Consider the following 13,977-nt stretch of genomic DNA (forward strand, 5'->3'; position numbering starts at 1 on the left):
AATGAGACCGCTTACTGTAATAAGTGGGAGAAAGGAATAGGAGAAAGATGGATAGACATTTTTTTGAAAGACGCTGTCACTATAGTATTCGAAAATTTGCAATTGGTGCAGCCTCTGTAATGATCGGTGCTAGTATCTTTGGTGCAAATGTAGTGCAAGCTGCAGAGACAGTTGGAACACCTGAGAAAGAAGGAACAATCACACAAGCTCAGCCTTTAGACAAGTTGCCAGATGATTTAGCAGCTGTTTTAAAGAAAGCTGAATCAGAAGCGACGGCAGATACAGGTCATGATGAAAATCATGAAAATACTGCAGGAACAAGTCCTGCAGCAACTGAAGAAACAAGCCCAGCAACAACTCCAACAGCTCCCAAACCAGCTGAGACTCTGAAGCCGGTTGAAACACCAAAAGCAGATTCTAAACCTGTAGAACCAGCTACACCTACAATCAAACCGGTTGAAAATCAAATTGAAGATAGAGAAGATCGTAACCACTTAGAAGGTGTCACTGTCCAAGCAAACGACTCAGAAACTGGAACTCCTTTTACTGCTGACAAGGCAGTAGATGGGGATCCTGATACTCGTTGGGCAACAAATCCAAATATTAACAAACCAACTTTCGAATTAACTCTTCCAAAAACTACACTTATTAGGCATGTAGAGATTGATTGGGATCGCCGTGTCCGCAAGGGACAAAATGATCCAAATATCAAATCTTGGAGCCTCTACTATGCAGGTCAAGATGATGTAAATGCTAGTGGAGAAAAACAATGGAAACTAGCTCATACCAAGACTGGAGAACCTGTTTTAGATGAGAAAGTTGACTTAGCCAATAGTATTCAAGCTAAATATCTCAAGTTAGAAATCAATGACTATCAAGCGGGCACAATGGGCTGGAGAAACGTTGGTATTCAAGAAATTCGAGCTTATTCGAATATCCCTGATCCAACTAAAGTGACAGATATTCGCCAAGTTACGGAATTGACAGTCGCTAAGGATGGACAATCTTTAGTACTTCCAACTTTACCAGGAAAAGTCAGTCTTATAGGTAGCAACAAACAAGGTGTGATTGACCTTCAAAATCACATTTATAAGCCTCTGACTGATCAACGCGTTAAGGTTATGGTAGAGCAAATTAAAGATTCACATACCTTTACTAAAGAATTTGAAGTAGTCATCAAGGGGCTACATCAGGACGAAGGTGTAGGTGTCAAACCAAAAGTAGCACCAGCTGTTCAACAATGGTATGGAAAAGAAGGTCAATCTTCTATCACTTCAGATACAGTTCTTGCGACAGGAGATTCAGGCTTTGATCAGGCTGCAACCTTCTACCAGTCAGACCTTGCAAGCCGTGGATTGGAACTTGCGACAGGTGATAAGCAGGCTCAAAAACGAATTGAATTTAAAAAAGTTGAAAATAAGGGGTATGGTAAGGAAGGTTATGGCATCACTATTCAAGATGGTGTCATTACCATCGAAGCTGCAACGAACACAGGCGCCTTCTACGCCACTCGTACTCTTCTTCAAATGGGGGAAAGCAATCTCCAAAATGGAGAAATTCGTGATTTCCCAAGTTTCAGCCACCGTGGCTTTATGCTAGATACAGGTCGTAAATTTATTCCTTATGACACCCTTGTAGACATCATGCTCAACATGGCTTACTACAAGATGAACGACTTGCAGTTGCACCTCAACGATAACTATATCTTCCTAAAAGAGCACTTAGCAGGTAAGAACCTAACACAAGAAGAAGAGCTTAAGTACGTTCTAGAACATGCTAAGACAGGTTTCCGTGTAGAGACAGATATTGTCGGTAAGAATGGTCAAAAATTAACATCAGATGAGCACTATACTAAAGAAGAGATGCAAAATCTGATTAAACTTGCTAAGGCCTTGCATATCAATCTAGTACCTGAAATTGACACACCAGGTCATGCTCTGTCATTTGTCAAAGTTCGTCCAGACCTCATGTATCAAGGTAGCCTGAGCGATTACAGAGGTAAACATAATGTAGAGCGAGTAGCCATGCTCGATCTAGATAATAAATACGATGAAACGCTGGCTTTTGTCAAATCAGTTTATGACAAACTTCTTGATGGTCCAGATGCACCACTTCATGGGGTGTCTACTGTTCATATCGGAACGGATGAATACTACGGAAGCAGAGAAAGCTATCGTCGTTATGTCAATGACCTTATTAAATACATTAAAGGGAAAGGCTATACACCTCGTATTTGGGGGTCGCTTAGTGCGAAACGAGGTAAAACAGCGGTTGATTGGAAAGATGTAGAAGTTGATATCTGGAGTATTGGCTGGCAGCAACCAAAAGAAGCTATTGCTCAGGGAGCTAAGATTATCAACATAACAGATATTCCAACCTATAGTGTACCAAATGGTGATAATCGTCAAACAGCTTATGGTGACTATGCTAACTATGAAACACAATACAATAGGTGGACACCAAATGATTTCCGAACAGGTCATGGTCCACTTCTAGAAGCATCAAATCCAAATGTAATTGGTGGTGGCCACGCAGTTTGGAATGACAATATTGATCTTCATGAGACAGGTTTGACATCTTATGATATCTTCAAACGCTTCTTCAAGAGCATGCAAACCACTGCAGAACGCACCTGGGGATCTGACCGTGCAGCTGCGACCTTTGCAGAACGCACCCTACCAACGAGCCCTTATGCGCCACAGTCAAATCCTGATAAAGAGATTGATCAAAGTGATTTGTTTACTATCAATCCTGAAACAGTGGAAAACTATGCAAGTAAGAAAGTAAAAGCATCTGATCAAGGTTTAGCATTTGATAAAGACAGTAGTATTGAAGGCCTGGCTGGTGATGTTGGTCCAAGTCATGTCTTGAAGTTTGATGTAACTGTCACTGGAGACGGTGAACAAACCTTCTCAACAAGTGGAGACAACCGTATCTATCTAGCTGATAAAGACGGCTATCTTGCTTATCAATTTGAACAGTTCCATATCCAGTTCAAGAAAAAACTCGAAAAGAATAAACGTTATCAAATCTCTATCGTGACCAAACCACAATCAACGGAATTCTATGTGGATGGTGAGAAGATTGAACGTATCGCGAATCCAGCTTACCCTCGCTTTGCTCACAATAGCTTGGTTCTACCGCTTGAAAGCATCGGTGGGTTCAAAGGAATTTTACATAGTGCAGAGTTGACAGATAAACCATTTGTAAATCCTCGTTTGATTCCAACAGATCATTTCACAGTTTCTGCAACTAGTCAAGAAACACCAGGAACAGCGACTGAAGGAGTTGTTGAAAAAGCCTTTGACAATGATCCGAATACATTCTGGCATACTAAATGGACTGGTGATACTGCTCCGTACACTCTTTCCATGACTTTGAAAGAAGCAGAAAAAGTCAATGGTTTGACTTATCTCCCACGTCCAGGTGGTGGAAATGGAGTCGTTACTCGCTACGAAATCTACGCACAAAAAGATGGCCAAATGGTCAAGGTTTCAGAAGGAAACTGGGACAACAACGCTCAAGAAAAAACAGTCAACTTTGCTCCTGTTCAGACTAACAAGGTTGAGTTGAAAGTTCTATCAGGTGTTGGGGGCTTTGCAAGTGCAGCTGAAGTTCATCTATTGAAACCTATCAAAGAGGGACAAGAGACATCAGAACCAGAACAACCATCTACACCTGAAACTCCAAAAGTCGAGCAAACAGGTGATGGAACAGTTGAATTGGCGGATCAATTTACTGCAAGTAAACCAGCTAGTGAAGACAGCATTGCAGCTGCTAGCAAGAGCGCAGACTATCTCAAGAAAGAGTACAAAGTTTTCCCAACTCCACAAAAAGTGACTTATGGAGAAGGAGTCACAGCCCTTCGTAAGCAAGTCAATCTGGTTATGGGCAATCAACTCGATATTTATACTCGCAATCGCTTGAAGAGTGTCTTGCAGGACAATCAAGTATCCTATACTACTAGTAAATCAGCAGTTGCTGGCGCAACTAATATTTATCTTGGAGTGCATGGACAAGGTTCACAAGCAGAGCAAAATATGTCCAAGGTTTCAGCAGGTCTCTTTGACAAGATTGATGCCTATGCCTTGACCATCAAGGATAATTCGATTTCTATCGTCGGAAAAGACACAGATGCAGTCTTCTATAGTTTGACAACCTTGAAACACATGCTCAAAGAAAGTCAAGTTCCAGTTCTTCGCAATGTGACAGTGGAAGATTACGCTGAAATCAAGAACCGTGGTTTCATCGAAGGTTACTATGGAAATCCATGGTCTAATGCAGATCGTGCTGAACTCATGCGTTTTGGTGGCGATTTGAAATTGACCCAATACTTCTTCGCACCAAAAGATGATCCATACCACAACAAGAAATGGCGTGAACTTTACCCAGAAGAAAAACTAGCTGAAATTCGTGAACTTGCTCGCGTCGGAAATCAAAGTAAAACTCGCTATGTTTGGACCATTCATCCATTCATGAACAACCGTATCCGCTTTGGTAATGAAGCGCATTACCAAGAAGATTTGGCAACCATCAAGGCTAAATTTACTCAGTTGATGAAAGTGGGTGTCCGTGAATTTGGTATTCTAGCCGATGATGCACCAAGCCCAGTTGGAGGCTATAATAGCTACAACCGCTTGATGCAGGATATGACCAACTGGTTGACAGAAATGCAAGGAACTTATAGTGGACTTCGCAAAGAAATGATCTTTGTTCCAGGTCAGTATTGGGGTAATGGACGTGAAGCAGAGTTGAAATCTCTAAATGAAAATCTCCCAAGTTCAACCTCTATGACCTTGACGGGTGGTAAGATTTGGGGTGAAGTTTCTGAAGGCTTCCTATCAACTCTCAAGAACAATCTAACTGCAGGTGGTAAGACTTATCGTCCAGTATCACTTTGGGTGAACTGGCCAGTTACAGATAACTCTAAACAACACTTGATTCTAGGTGGTGGTGAGAAATTCCTTCATCCGAATGTAGATCCAAGCTTGCTGTCTGGGATCATGTTGAATCCAATGCAACAGTCTGAACCATCTAAGATTGCCCTCTTTGCTGGAGCTCAATATACATGGAAACAGTGGAAGTCAGAAGAAGAAGCTAAGAAACTCAATGACATTGCCTTCAACTTTGTTGAAAATGGTCATTTTGAAGATAGCAAGGTATCAGCAGCCTTCCGCGAACTTGGTAAGCATATGATTAACCAAAACATGGATGGTCGTGTCGTTAAACTAGAAGAATCAGTTGAATTAGCTCCAAAATTGACAGACTTCATGACTAAGCTCAAAGCGGGTCAGGATGTAACTGCAGAACGTGCAACCTTGCGTGCAGAATTTGCCAAGATTAAAGAAGCGGCTGAACTTTATAAAGCATCAGGTGATAAAAAAATGGTTGCACAGATCCACTATTGGTTGGATAATGCAATCGACCAAATGAATGCCCTTGATGCCTTCCTAACAGGAACAGAGGCTATGGCTACAAATGATGCAGCCAAACTTTGGGATAGCTACTATAAAGGTTTGAAATTGTACGAACAGTCTCAAACTCATACCTTCCATTATGTAGACCATCTTGAAAAGGCTGAATTGGGTGTTCAACATATCCGTCCATTTATCCTATCCTTGAAAGAAGTTCTAGCTTCTGAAGTTCAAAAAGTCTTGCATCCAGATCAAATCATCAGCACCTTTATTACCAATCGAACAGGTGTAGAAGGTGGTTTGGCAGAAGTAACGGATGGTGACTTGGCAACTCATGCTTTGATTAAATCACCAAATAGTATTAAGACAGGTGATTATATCGGTATGAAATTTAACAAACCGGTAGATATCCAAACATTGACCTTTGCTATGGGAACTCAGGCAAATCCACGTGATACCTTTAGTAAGGCTGAAGTGCAGTATCAAGATGAAAAAGATAATTGGGTAAGTTTGAAAGAACCAACTTATGTTGGTAATGAGTCACTTGTTCAGTTTGAAAATCTTAACATCAAAGCTAAAGCAGTGCGTATGATTGCTACAGAAGATCGTGATGACACCTGGTTTGCAGTTCGCGAGATTGCAGTAAATCGTCCAGTAGAGAACGCTCGTAAACAACAAACTGCTACAATTAGCCTCAGCTCAAATCTAGTTTATAAATTGAGAACATCAGCAAGTCAAATTACTGATGGTAAAGATAATACAGAAGCTATGATGGCAAATGCTGACGGCAGCAATACGACTCCAGTAGATGCCTGGGCACAACTTGACCTAGGTGAAGTCAAGTCAGTCACTAAAGTTCGTCTTCGCCAAGGAACTGGCGATAAACTTGCCGCAGGTGTACTTGAGTACTCTACAGATGGATCTGCATGGCAAGAGTTAGATCGCCTATCAGGAGAACAAACTAAGGAAGTGACTAGAGCTATCAATGCTCGTTACATCCGAGTACGCAATACCAAGGCAAGTGACCTTTGGTGGCGTATCCAAGACTTCTCTGTTGAGACACGTTCTGGAAATAGCGATTTAACAGACACCAACGTGGATGCCTTGAAGGAAACACCAGTAGTGGATAGCTTGGGCAGTTACGAGCTTCAAATTCCAGCTGGAACTAAACTTCCTGCTCATAGCTATTTAGGTATGAAGCTTGACCGAATCCATCAAGTCAAGAGCATCCAGCTCCAAGGCCAGGCCAACCCAGCCCTAAGTCTAGAGTACTCTGTAAATGCGCAAGAATGGACACCAGCTAGTCAGCTGACAGACAGATCTGTCGCAACCCACTTGGTACGTTATGTTCGTCTTGTTAATAAAACAGACCAAGAACAGGCTGTTCCATCAACTTCTCTCCTTGTAACGACTAAAGAAGTGCAACCAACCAAACTAGAATCTACAACTATGGGCATTCATCCAACATATGGAAGTAATGATGTTCGTAAGATTAATAACCTCGATCAATTGTTTGATGGTGTGTACAACAACTTCGTTGAGTTTTCAGACTATGCCCATAAAGATGGCCATGTAACCTTGAAACTTGGTAGCGAACGCACTATCAAGAAGATCAGAGCCTACATCCAAGACGGAACTCAAAACTATCTTCGTGATGGTAAAATCCAAGTCAGCCAAGACGGTAAAACTTGGACAGATGTTGTGACAGTAGGAGATGGTGTGGCTAATAGCCAACACGATGATTCATTGACAGATGGTTGGACACATGATTCTAAGATGCCAGGAAATCGTTACATCGAGGGTGAATTGACAACACCAGTCAAAGCAAACTATCTTCGTGTCCTCTATACAGCTGATTATGATGCTCGTTTTGTAGGCTTTACAGAATTGGTGATCAATGATGGCGAATTTGTCAAACCAATCAATGATCCAACTGTAGAAGGAAATGGTGGCGAAAGCCGAGGCAACTTCTATACTAATCTCGTAGATGGAAAAGTCTTGACTAGCTATAAGGCGGAAAATGATAAGGGTGAAATGGTTTACCACTTGTCAGAACCAACCAATGCCAACCATCTTCGTCTTGTTTCAAGCCTTCCTGAAGGAGCGAAAGCACGAGTTCAAGCGAGAACACTTAAGGATGGTCAAGAAAGTTGGACAGATCTTGGTGCTATTACATCTAGTCTCCAAACCTTTGCTATCCGAAATAGTGGTTCTCTTCTAGATGTTAAACTGGTCTGGGAAGGTGGCAAGGCTGAGTTTTATGAATTGGCGAGCTTCTATCAAGAATTGACAGAAGAACCGGTTCAATCAAGCAAGGGTGAAGAACCAGCACCAGTGCTTGAGGTACCTGAATTTACAGGTGGTGTAAATGCAGTTGAAGCCTTGGTACATGAGCTTCCAGCTTATACAGGTCCAGTATCAACTGTAGGCGACCAAGCCGCTCCAACAGTAGAGAAACCAGAGTTCAAGGGTGGTGTCAATGCAGTTATGGCCTTGAAACATGAGCTACCAGCTTATACAGGCCCAGTATCAACCGTAGGTGACCAAGCCGCTCCAATAGTAGAGAAACCAGAGTTCAAGGGTGGAGTCAACTCCGTTATGGCCTTGAAACATGAGGTTCCAGCCTACACAGGCCCATTGTCAACCGTAGGTGACCAAGCCGCACCGACAGTTGAGAAGCCAGAGTTCCAGGGTGGAGTTAACTCCGTTATGGCCTTGAAACACGAATTACCAGAGTACACAGGTCCATTATCAACCGTAGGTGACCAAGCCGCACCGACAGTAGAAAAACCAGAATTTAAGCTAAGCTCGTTAGAAAAATCTCAGACTCCAGAAGCACCAGTTCAAGTTGCCAAGGAAGACAAGAGATTGCCAGAGACTGGTGAAAAACAGTCAGAAACAGCTATTTTCTTGGCAAGCGTTGGACTAGCCTTATCTGCTATCTTTGTAGCAAAAAGTAAAAAAGATTAGTTGTATATGACAATTAAACTCTCCCTTAACAGTATTCTAAACCAGTAGAGTGTATAGAATAAAAAACCTGAGAAGTACAATTGACCTTCTCAGGTTTTTCTTATCTAATTATTGATTTAACAAAGAACAGATTGAAAAACCACCCAATTTTTGGGTGGTTAGTAATTTATTGTTGCGCTGGTTGAGGATTTTGGTTAGGCTGCCCTTGATTGGTACTTGGTTGTTGTGTCGCCGTATTCTCATTGGTTCCAGCATTGGGAGTAACTGTATTTGCATTTGGATTTGTGTTTGGTGTCGTTACACTTGACTGAGAGGATGAAGTCTCTGGAGTCTGGTTCGCGGGAGCAGGTGTAGAACTTTGTTGAGTAGCAGGAGCAGTCCATGTAGGACGAGCTCCATTCTTAAAGACATATTCTCCACTCCTATATAAGCCCTCAGGCATAGTCCAATCTCCTGGGTGGTCATCTTCTGATAGGTAAGTCATCATTGAACGATAGACTGCAGAAGCAACTGTGAATCCATTGCCGATGACTGGAGTAAGACGGTTTGAGTAACCTGTCCATACGGCCATCGAATATTTACGAGTATAGCCGACAAACATTTCATCCGGTGCAACAAGTTGACTTGATTTAATATGATTTTCGATTTCTTCATCTGAATAGTTAGAGGTACCTGTCTTACCGGCTTGAGGAAGCCATGAAATATAGGCATTAAAACCAGTTCCAGAGGTCAAGACTGTTTTCATCATTTCTGTCATCATGTAAGCAGTGGTCTCTTTCATAACTCGGGTACCAGGGTCAGAAAATTCTTTTTCGCTACCATCACTAAAGACAACTTTATTAATGTACATCGGTTTGTGATAGATACCACCATTGGCAAATGCAGCATAAGCAACAGCCATTTTTTCACTACTTGCGCCGTATTGTTTATTAGATTCAGTTGTGTTACTTGATATGGCGTTAGAATAATGCATATCTGGATAGTCAATTCCCAAACCATTTAAGAAGGTTTTTGCACGATTTAATCCAACTTTATTGAGTGTTTCTACAGCCGGAACATTCCGAGATTGCTGTAGTGCATATTGAAGGGTGATATTACCGAAGTATCCTCTATCCCAGTTGTAGACAGGTGTACTTGTTCCAGGATAATTATAAGGGATATCTCGTACAATTGTAGCAGTTGAGTCATAGATATCAAATTCTAAAGCAGGAGCATAATCGGTGATGGGTTTCATTGTTGATCCCCAGTCACGATTGGTTTCCACAGCCTGGTTGGTGCCGAATGAAACATTACTTGCTTGATGACGAGCACCAAGTTGTGCAATAACGTTACCATTAGATACATCTACAATAGTCGAAGCTACTTGCATGTCATCATCAGGATAAGTGACATATTGGTCGGTGTTATAAACATCCCAGAGTCGTTGTTGGACATCTTTGTCCACATTTGTATAGACATCCATACCTGTGGTAAGAAGGTTGTAACCAGTTTCTTGTTCAACTTGGTCGATTACTTCTTTAAGGTAGTTGTCCATGTATGCAGGATAACTGTTACCTGATTTCAGGCTTTGTAGACCATCGGTAACAGGGGTATTAATAGCTTTTTCATACTCTTCTGCGCTGATGTATTTCTGCCCCTTCATTTCCGAAAGTACCAAGTTCCGACGCTCTAGAGCAGCTTCTGGATGAGAATAAGGATCATATTGGTTTGGTGCTTGAGGCATTCCGGCTAGGAGTGCTAACTGTGGTAAGCTTAAATCCTTCAAGTCTTTTCCATAGTAATTTTGGGCTGCAGTTTGCATTCCATAGTTACCGTTAGACATGTAGACTTTGTTGATGTAGTAGGTCAGGATTTCTTGCTTGGTTGCTTTTTGTTCTAGTTGAACGGCTAACCAAGCTTCCTGAGCTTTACGTGACAAAGTTTGATCGGCAGTTGAAGTAGAAAAATAAGTTAATTTGATCAATTGTTGAGTCAAGGTTGAGGCTCCCTGGAGGCCTCCTCCGCCTTGGAGGTTTCTCAATGCCGCACCCATGATACGAATGGTATCAACACCTCTATGATCAAAGAAACGGTGGTCTTCGATAGACACGATGGCCTTGACCAAATCAGTAGGGATTTCATTTGCTTGAGTATTTACTCGACGTTCAGATCCAAGGTCAGCGATCAGTTCGTTCTTATTGTCATAAATCTTGCTGGAAGTTGTCGCAACTAATTTACTTTCAGATAAGGCTGGAGCCTTGCTAACAAAGTAGAGGAAGACACCACCACCTAATAGAAATAAAGCGATAAATAAGGTAAAAAATGTAATTCCAATATACTTTAAGAATCGCAGAATAGTTTGTTTGTTCATCTTGTTTTACCACCTAGTAAATATTCTTTGATAATGTCGAGATAGGGAATTTGAGGGAAAGCGCCTTGCTTTACTAAATATCCGTATTCTTGAATATATCCAAGTGGCATTGATTTTTGCCCCTTATCTTGATGATAAAAGCGAATCAAATCAAATGCCGGCAACAAATAAGTTTCCTGTTGAGAAGAAAAATGAAGCAGTACGAAGCAAATACCCTGCTGTTCTAGAACTTGTTCCATATGTTGAATCTGGTGAAGATGGAAGTTCTTCATTGGAATAGCATTCTTTTGTCGCGTTTCCTTGGCTTCAAAGTCAATGTAATGTCCTCTGTACACGCCAGAATAATCTGTTGTGGAAGCTTGTCTAAAGTAGGCTTCTACAATTTTGGCTCGACTACGTTGAGGATAGTCTACTCGGACAATTTGAACAGGCGTTGGCTTTTTATGGATAACTGCCATGCCATGCGTCAGATAGTAGTCGTTTGTAGCGTTAATCATCTTTTCAAAAGTCATTCCTCGATTTGCAAAATTATTTGGTTGAGAAATGGATGTTTTGTTTTTTTTTGATGAAATTTTATGAGGATAGTTGACCATATTTCTCCTTATTGGTACAATAACATCACTCTATTATACCATAAAAATAGAAAGAAAGGTGTAAAAATGACTACAGCTTTAATTATGGGATATTCTAATTTTGACTTGGGTGTCTTTAACGAAAAAGATATCAGGTTAAAAATTATAAAGAAAGCCATTCGCCGTGATTTAGAAAGTTTGGCAGAAGAAGGGATTAATTGGCTGGTCTTTACAGGGAACTTGGGATTTGAATCTTGGGTACTCGATGTCGCAAATGAAATGAAAGAAGAATATGGTTTCAACCTAGCGACCATTTTTGATTTTGAAACACACGGGGAAAATTGGAATGAAGCGAATCAGCTTAAACTTAGCCAATTTAAGCAGGTAGATTTTGTCAAATATGCCTATCCTAAATATGAACATATGGGGCAACTACGAGACTACCAACGATTTTTGCTGGAAAATACTGACCTAGCTTATTTTTTCTATGACCCAGAAAATGAGACCAAATTAAAATTTATGGATACCTTGATGAAAAATCAGGAAGGGTATCGCATAAAAAGGCTAACGTTTGAAGACCTAAATGAGCTAGCAGAAAATTTTTCTGAAAAGTAAGCCTTTGACCTTGATTTTTGTTTGCCTTTTTTTATATAATAATACTATTAGAAACCGAGAATGGAGAGAGAGATGGCAGGTATTATTTTTTCAGCGAAAGATATTTTCGAGCAAGAGTTTGGACGTGAAGTCCGTGGGTATAGTAAAGTTGAAGTTGATGAATTTTTGGACGATGTCATCAAGGACTACGAAACTTATGCTGCCTTAGTCAAGTCTCTCCGTCAAGAAATTGCAGAGTTGAAGGAAGAATTGTCTCGCAAGCCTGAATCCGCATCTGTTCAAGCAGAACCGCTTGAAATGACAGCAACAACTTCTATGACGAATTTTGATATTTTGAAACGTTTGAATCGTCTTGAGAAAGAAGTATTTGGTAAACAAATTTTGGATAACTCTGATTTATAAGAGCTTATTTGAAAAGTGCAATTTTTGGATAATCGCGTGATGAGAATTTCTTTTCATGAGGAAAGTCCATGCTAGCACAGGCTGTGATGCCTGTAGTGTTTGTGCTAGGCGAAACCATAAGCCTAGGGACGAGAAATCGTTACGGCAGTTGAAATGGCTAAGTCCTCGGATAGGCCAGAGTAGGCTTGAAAGTGCCACAGTGACGAAGTCTCTCTGGAAACAGAGAGAGTGGAACGCGGTAAACCCCTCAAGCTAGCAACCCAAATTTTGGTCGGGGCATGGAGTGCACGGAAACGAACGTAGTACTCTGACTGCTATCAGCTCTAAGCTGTTAGTGGTAGACAGATGATTATCGAAGGAAGTGGTCCTAGTCACTTCTGGAACAAAACATGGCTTATAGAAAATTGCATATAGGTTGGGGCTGAGAATTTTTCTCAACCTCATTTTTTAAAGTGGACATATAGAAAGGTCTCATAAGACTGTAACATGAAAAAAGAATTTAATTTAATCGCGACTGCTGCAGCGGGTCTTGAGGCTGTCGTTGGTCGTGAAGTGCGAGAGTTGGGCTACGATTGTCAGGTTGAAAATGGACGTGTTCGTTTTCAAGGAGACGTGAGAGCCATTATCGAGACCAACCTCTGGCTTCGAGCAGCAGATCGTATCAAGATTATCGTAGGAACTTTCCCAGCTAAGACTTTTGAGGAACTATTCCAGGGAGTTTTTGCCCTAGATTGGGAAAATTATTTACCGCTTGGGGCACGTTTCCCGATTTCAAAAGCCAAATGTGTGAAATCTAAGCTACACAATGAACCCAGTGTACAGGCTATTTCAAAGAAGGCCGTTGTTAAGAAGTTGCAGAGACACTATGCCCGTCCAGAAGGTGTCCCCTTGATGGAAACTGGTCCTGAGTTTAAGATTGAGGTTTCTATTCTGAAAGATGTCGCAACTGTCATGATTGATACGACCGGGTCTAGCCTCTTTAAACGTGGCTATCGTACTGAAAAAGGTGGTGCTCCTATCAAGGAAAACATGGCAGCAGCTATTTTGCAACTCTCTAACTGGTATCCAGACAAGCCCTTGATTGATCCGACCTGTGGTTCGGGGACTTTCTGTATCGAGGCAGTTATGATTGCTAGAAAGATGGCGCCTGGTCTTCGTCGCTCCTTTGCCTTTGAGGAATGGAACTGGATTAGCGATCGCTTGATTCAAGAGGTTCGCACAGAAGCAGCCAAAAAAGTAGATCGTGAGCTTGAGCTAGATATCATGGGCTGTGATATCGATGCGCGTATGGTGGAAATTGCCAAGGCCAATGCTCAGGCAGCAGGTGTTGCAGGAGATATTACCTTTAAGCAGATGCGCGTGCAGGATTTGCGTTCCGATAAAATCAATGGAGTGATTATCTCTAACCCACCTTATGGGGAACGCTTGTCAGATGATGCAGGAGTTACCAAACTCTATGCTGAGATGGGGCAAGTATTTGCACCGCTGAAAACGTGGAGCAAATTTATCCTAACTAGTGATGAAGCCTTTGAGACCAAGTACGGCAGTCAGGCGGACAAGAAGCGCAAGTTGTACAATGGAACTTTAAAAGTTGATTTGTATCAATATTTTGGTCAGCGTGTTAAACGTCAGGAAGTAAAGTAGGAAGGAAAAC

General features: G+C 41.5%; 6 protein-coding genes and 1 other RNA gene. 5 read left to right on the plus strand and 2 right to left on the minus strand.

All coding sequences use genetic code 11. The features are described from left to right. The first annotated feature begins 47 nt into the window (after positions 1-47). Entirely contained in the window at positions 48-8,384 is an 8,337-nt protein-coding gene (locus B7696_RS00675; RefSeq protein ID WP_084861597.1) for an SIALI-17 repeat-containing surface protein, read from the plus strand. A gap of 166 nt (positions 8,385-8,550) precedes the next feature. Here B7696_RS00675 and pbp1a read toward each other — a convergent pair whose 3' ends face one another. Both pbp1a and recU read right to left on the minus strand, forming a co-directional pair. Then, positions 8,551-10,734 carry a penicillin-binding protein PBP1A gene (gene pbp1a / locus B7696_RS00680; RefSeq protein WP_084861599.1) on the minus strand — a complete coding sequence of 728 codons (2,184 nt, stop codon included), beginning with the start codon at positions 10,732-10,734 and terminating at the stop codon, positions 8,551-8,553. Next, positions 10,731-11,327: a Holliday junction resolvase RecU gene (recU, locus tag B7696_RS00685; RefSeq protein WP_084861601.1), complete on the minus strand. Its 597-nt coding sequence runs from the start codon at positions 11,325-11,327 to the stop codon at positions 10,731-10,733. The genes pbp1a and recU overlap by 4 nt, the downstream gene beginning before the upstream one ends. Positions 11,328-11,393: 66 nt before the next feature. Between recU and B7696_RS00690 the strand changes: the two genes are divergently transcribed. The 4 genes from B7696_RS00690 to B7696_RS00705 all read left to right on the plus strand — a co-directional run bounded on the left by B7696_RS00690 (position 11,394) and on the right by B7696_RS00705 (position 13,967). Then, the gene (locus B7696_RS00690; protein ID WP_084861603.1) at positions 11,394-11,921 is read left to right on the plus strand and encodes an SLOG family protein; all 528 of its coding nucleotides are present in this window, start codon (positions 11,394-11,396) and stop codon (positions 11,919-11,921) included. 72 nt (positions 11,922-11,993) lie between these two features. Next, complete coding sequence (gene gpsB / locus B7696_RS00695; RefSeq protein WP_192856264.1) at positions 11,994-12,323, plus strand: cell division regulator GpsB; 330 nt, start codon at positions 11,994-11,996, stop codon at positions 12,321-12,323. A gap of 20 nt (positions 12,324-12,343) precedes the next feature. Continuing rightward, positions 12,344-12,725, plus strand: an RNA gene (rnpB, locus tag B7696_RS00700) — RNase P RNA component class B. Between the two features lie 84 nt (positions 12,726-12,809). Beyond that, on the plus strand, positions 12,810-13,967 hold the full coding sequence (locus B7696_RS00705) for a THUMP domain-containing class I SAM-dependent RNA methyltransferase (RefSeq protein WP_084861608.1): 1,158 nt from the start codon (positions 12,810-12,812) through the stop codon (positions 13,965-13,967). The last annotated feature ends 10 nt before the right edge of the window (positions 13,968-13,977 follow it).

This window comes from Streptococcus mitis, assembly GCF_002096815.1.
In the GTDB taxonomy this organism is placed as follows: Bacteria; Bacillota; Bacilli; order Lactobacillales; family Streptococcaceae; genus Streptococcus; species Streptococcus mitis_AD.

Excerpts from the sequence above, each read along its gene's own strand:
- B7696_RS00675 (WP_084861597.1), top strand. The coding sequence starts at position 48 with ATGGATAGACATTTTTTTGAAAGACGCTGTCACTATAGTATTCGAAAA.
- pbp1a (WP_084861599.1), bottom strand. The coding sequence starts at position 10,734 with ATGAACAAACAAACTATTCTGCGATTCTTAAAGTATATTGGAATTACA.
- recU (WP_084861601.1), bottom strand. The coding sequence starts at position 11,327 with ATGGTCAACTATCCTCATAAAATTTCATCAAAAAAAAACAAAACATCC.
- B7696_RS00690 (WP_084861603.1), top strand. The coding sequence starts at position 11,394 with ATGACTACAGCTTTAATTATGGGATATTCTAATTTTGACTTGGGTGTC.
- gpsB (WP_192856264.1), top strand. The coding sequence starts at position 11,994 with ATGGCAGGTATTATTTTTTCAGCGAAAGATATTTTCGAGCAAGAGTTT.
- B7696_RS00705 (WP_084861608.1), top strand. The coding sequence starts at position 12,810 with ATGAAAAAAGAATTTAATTTAATCGCGACTGCTGCAGCGGGTCTTGAG.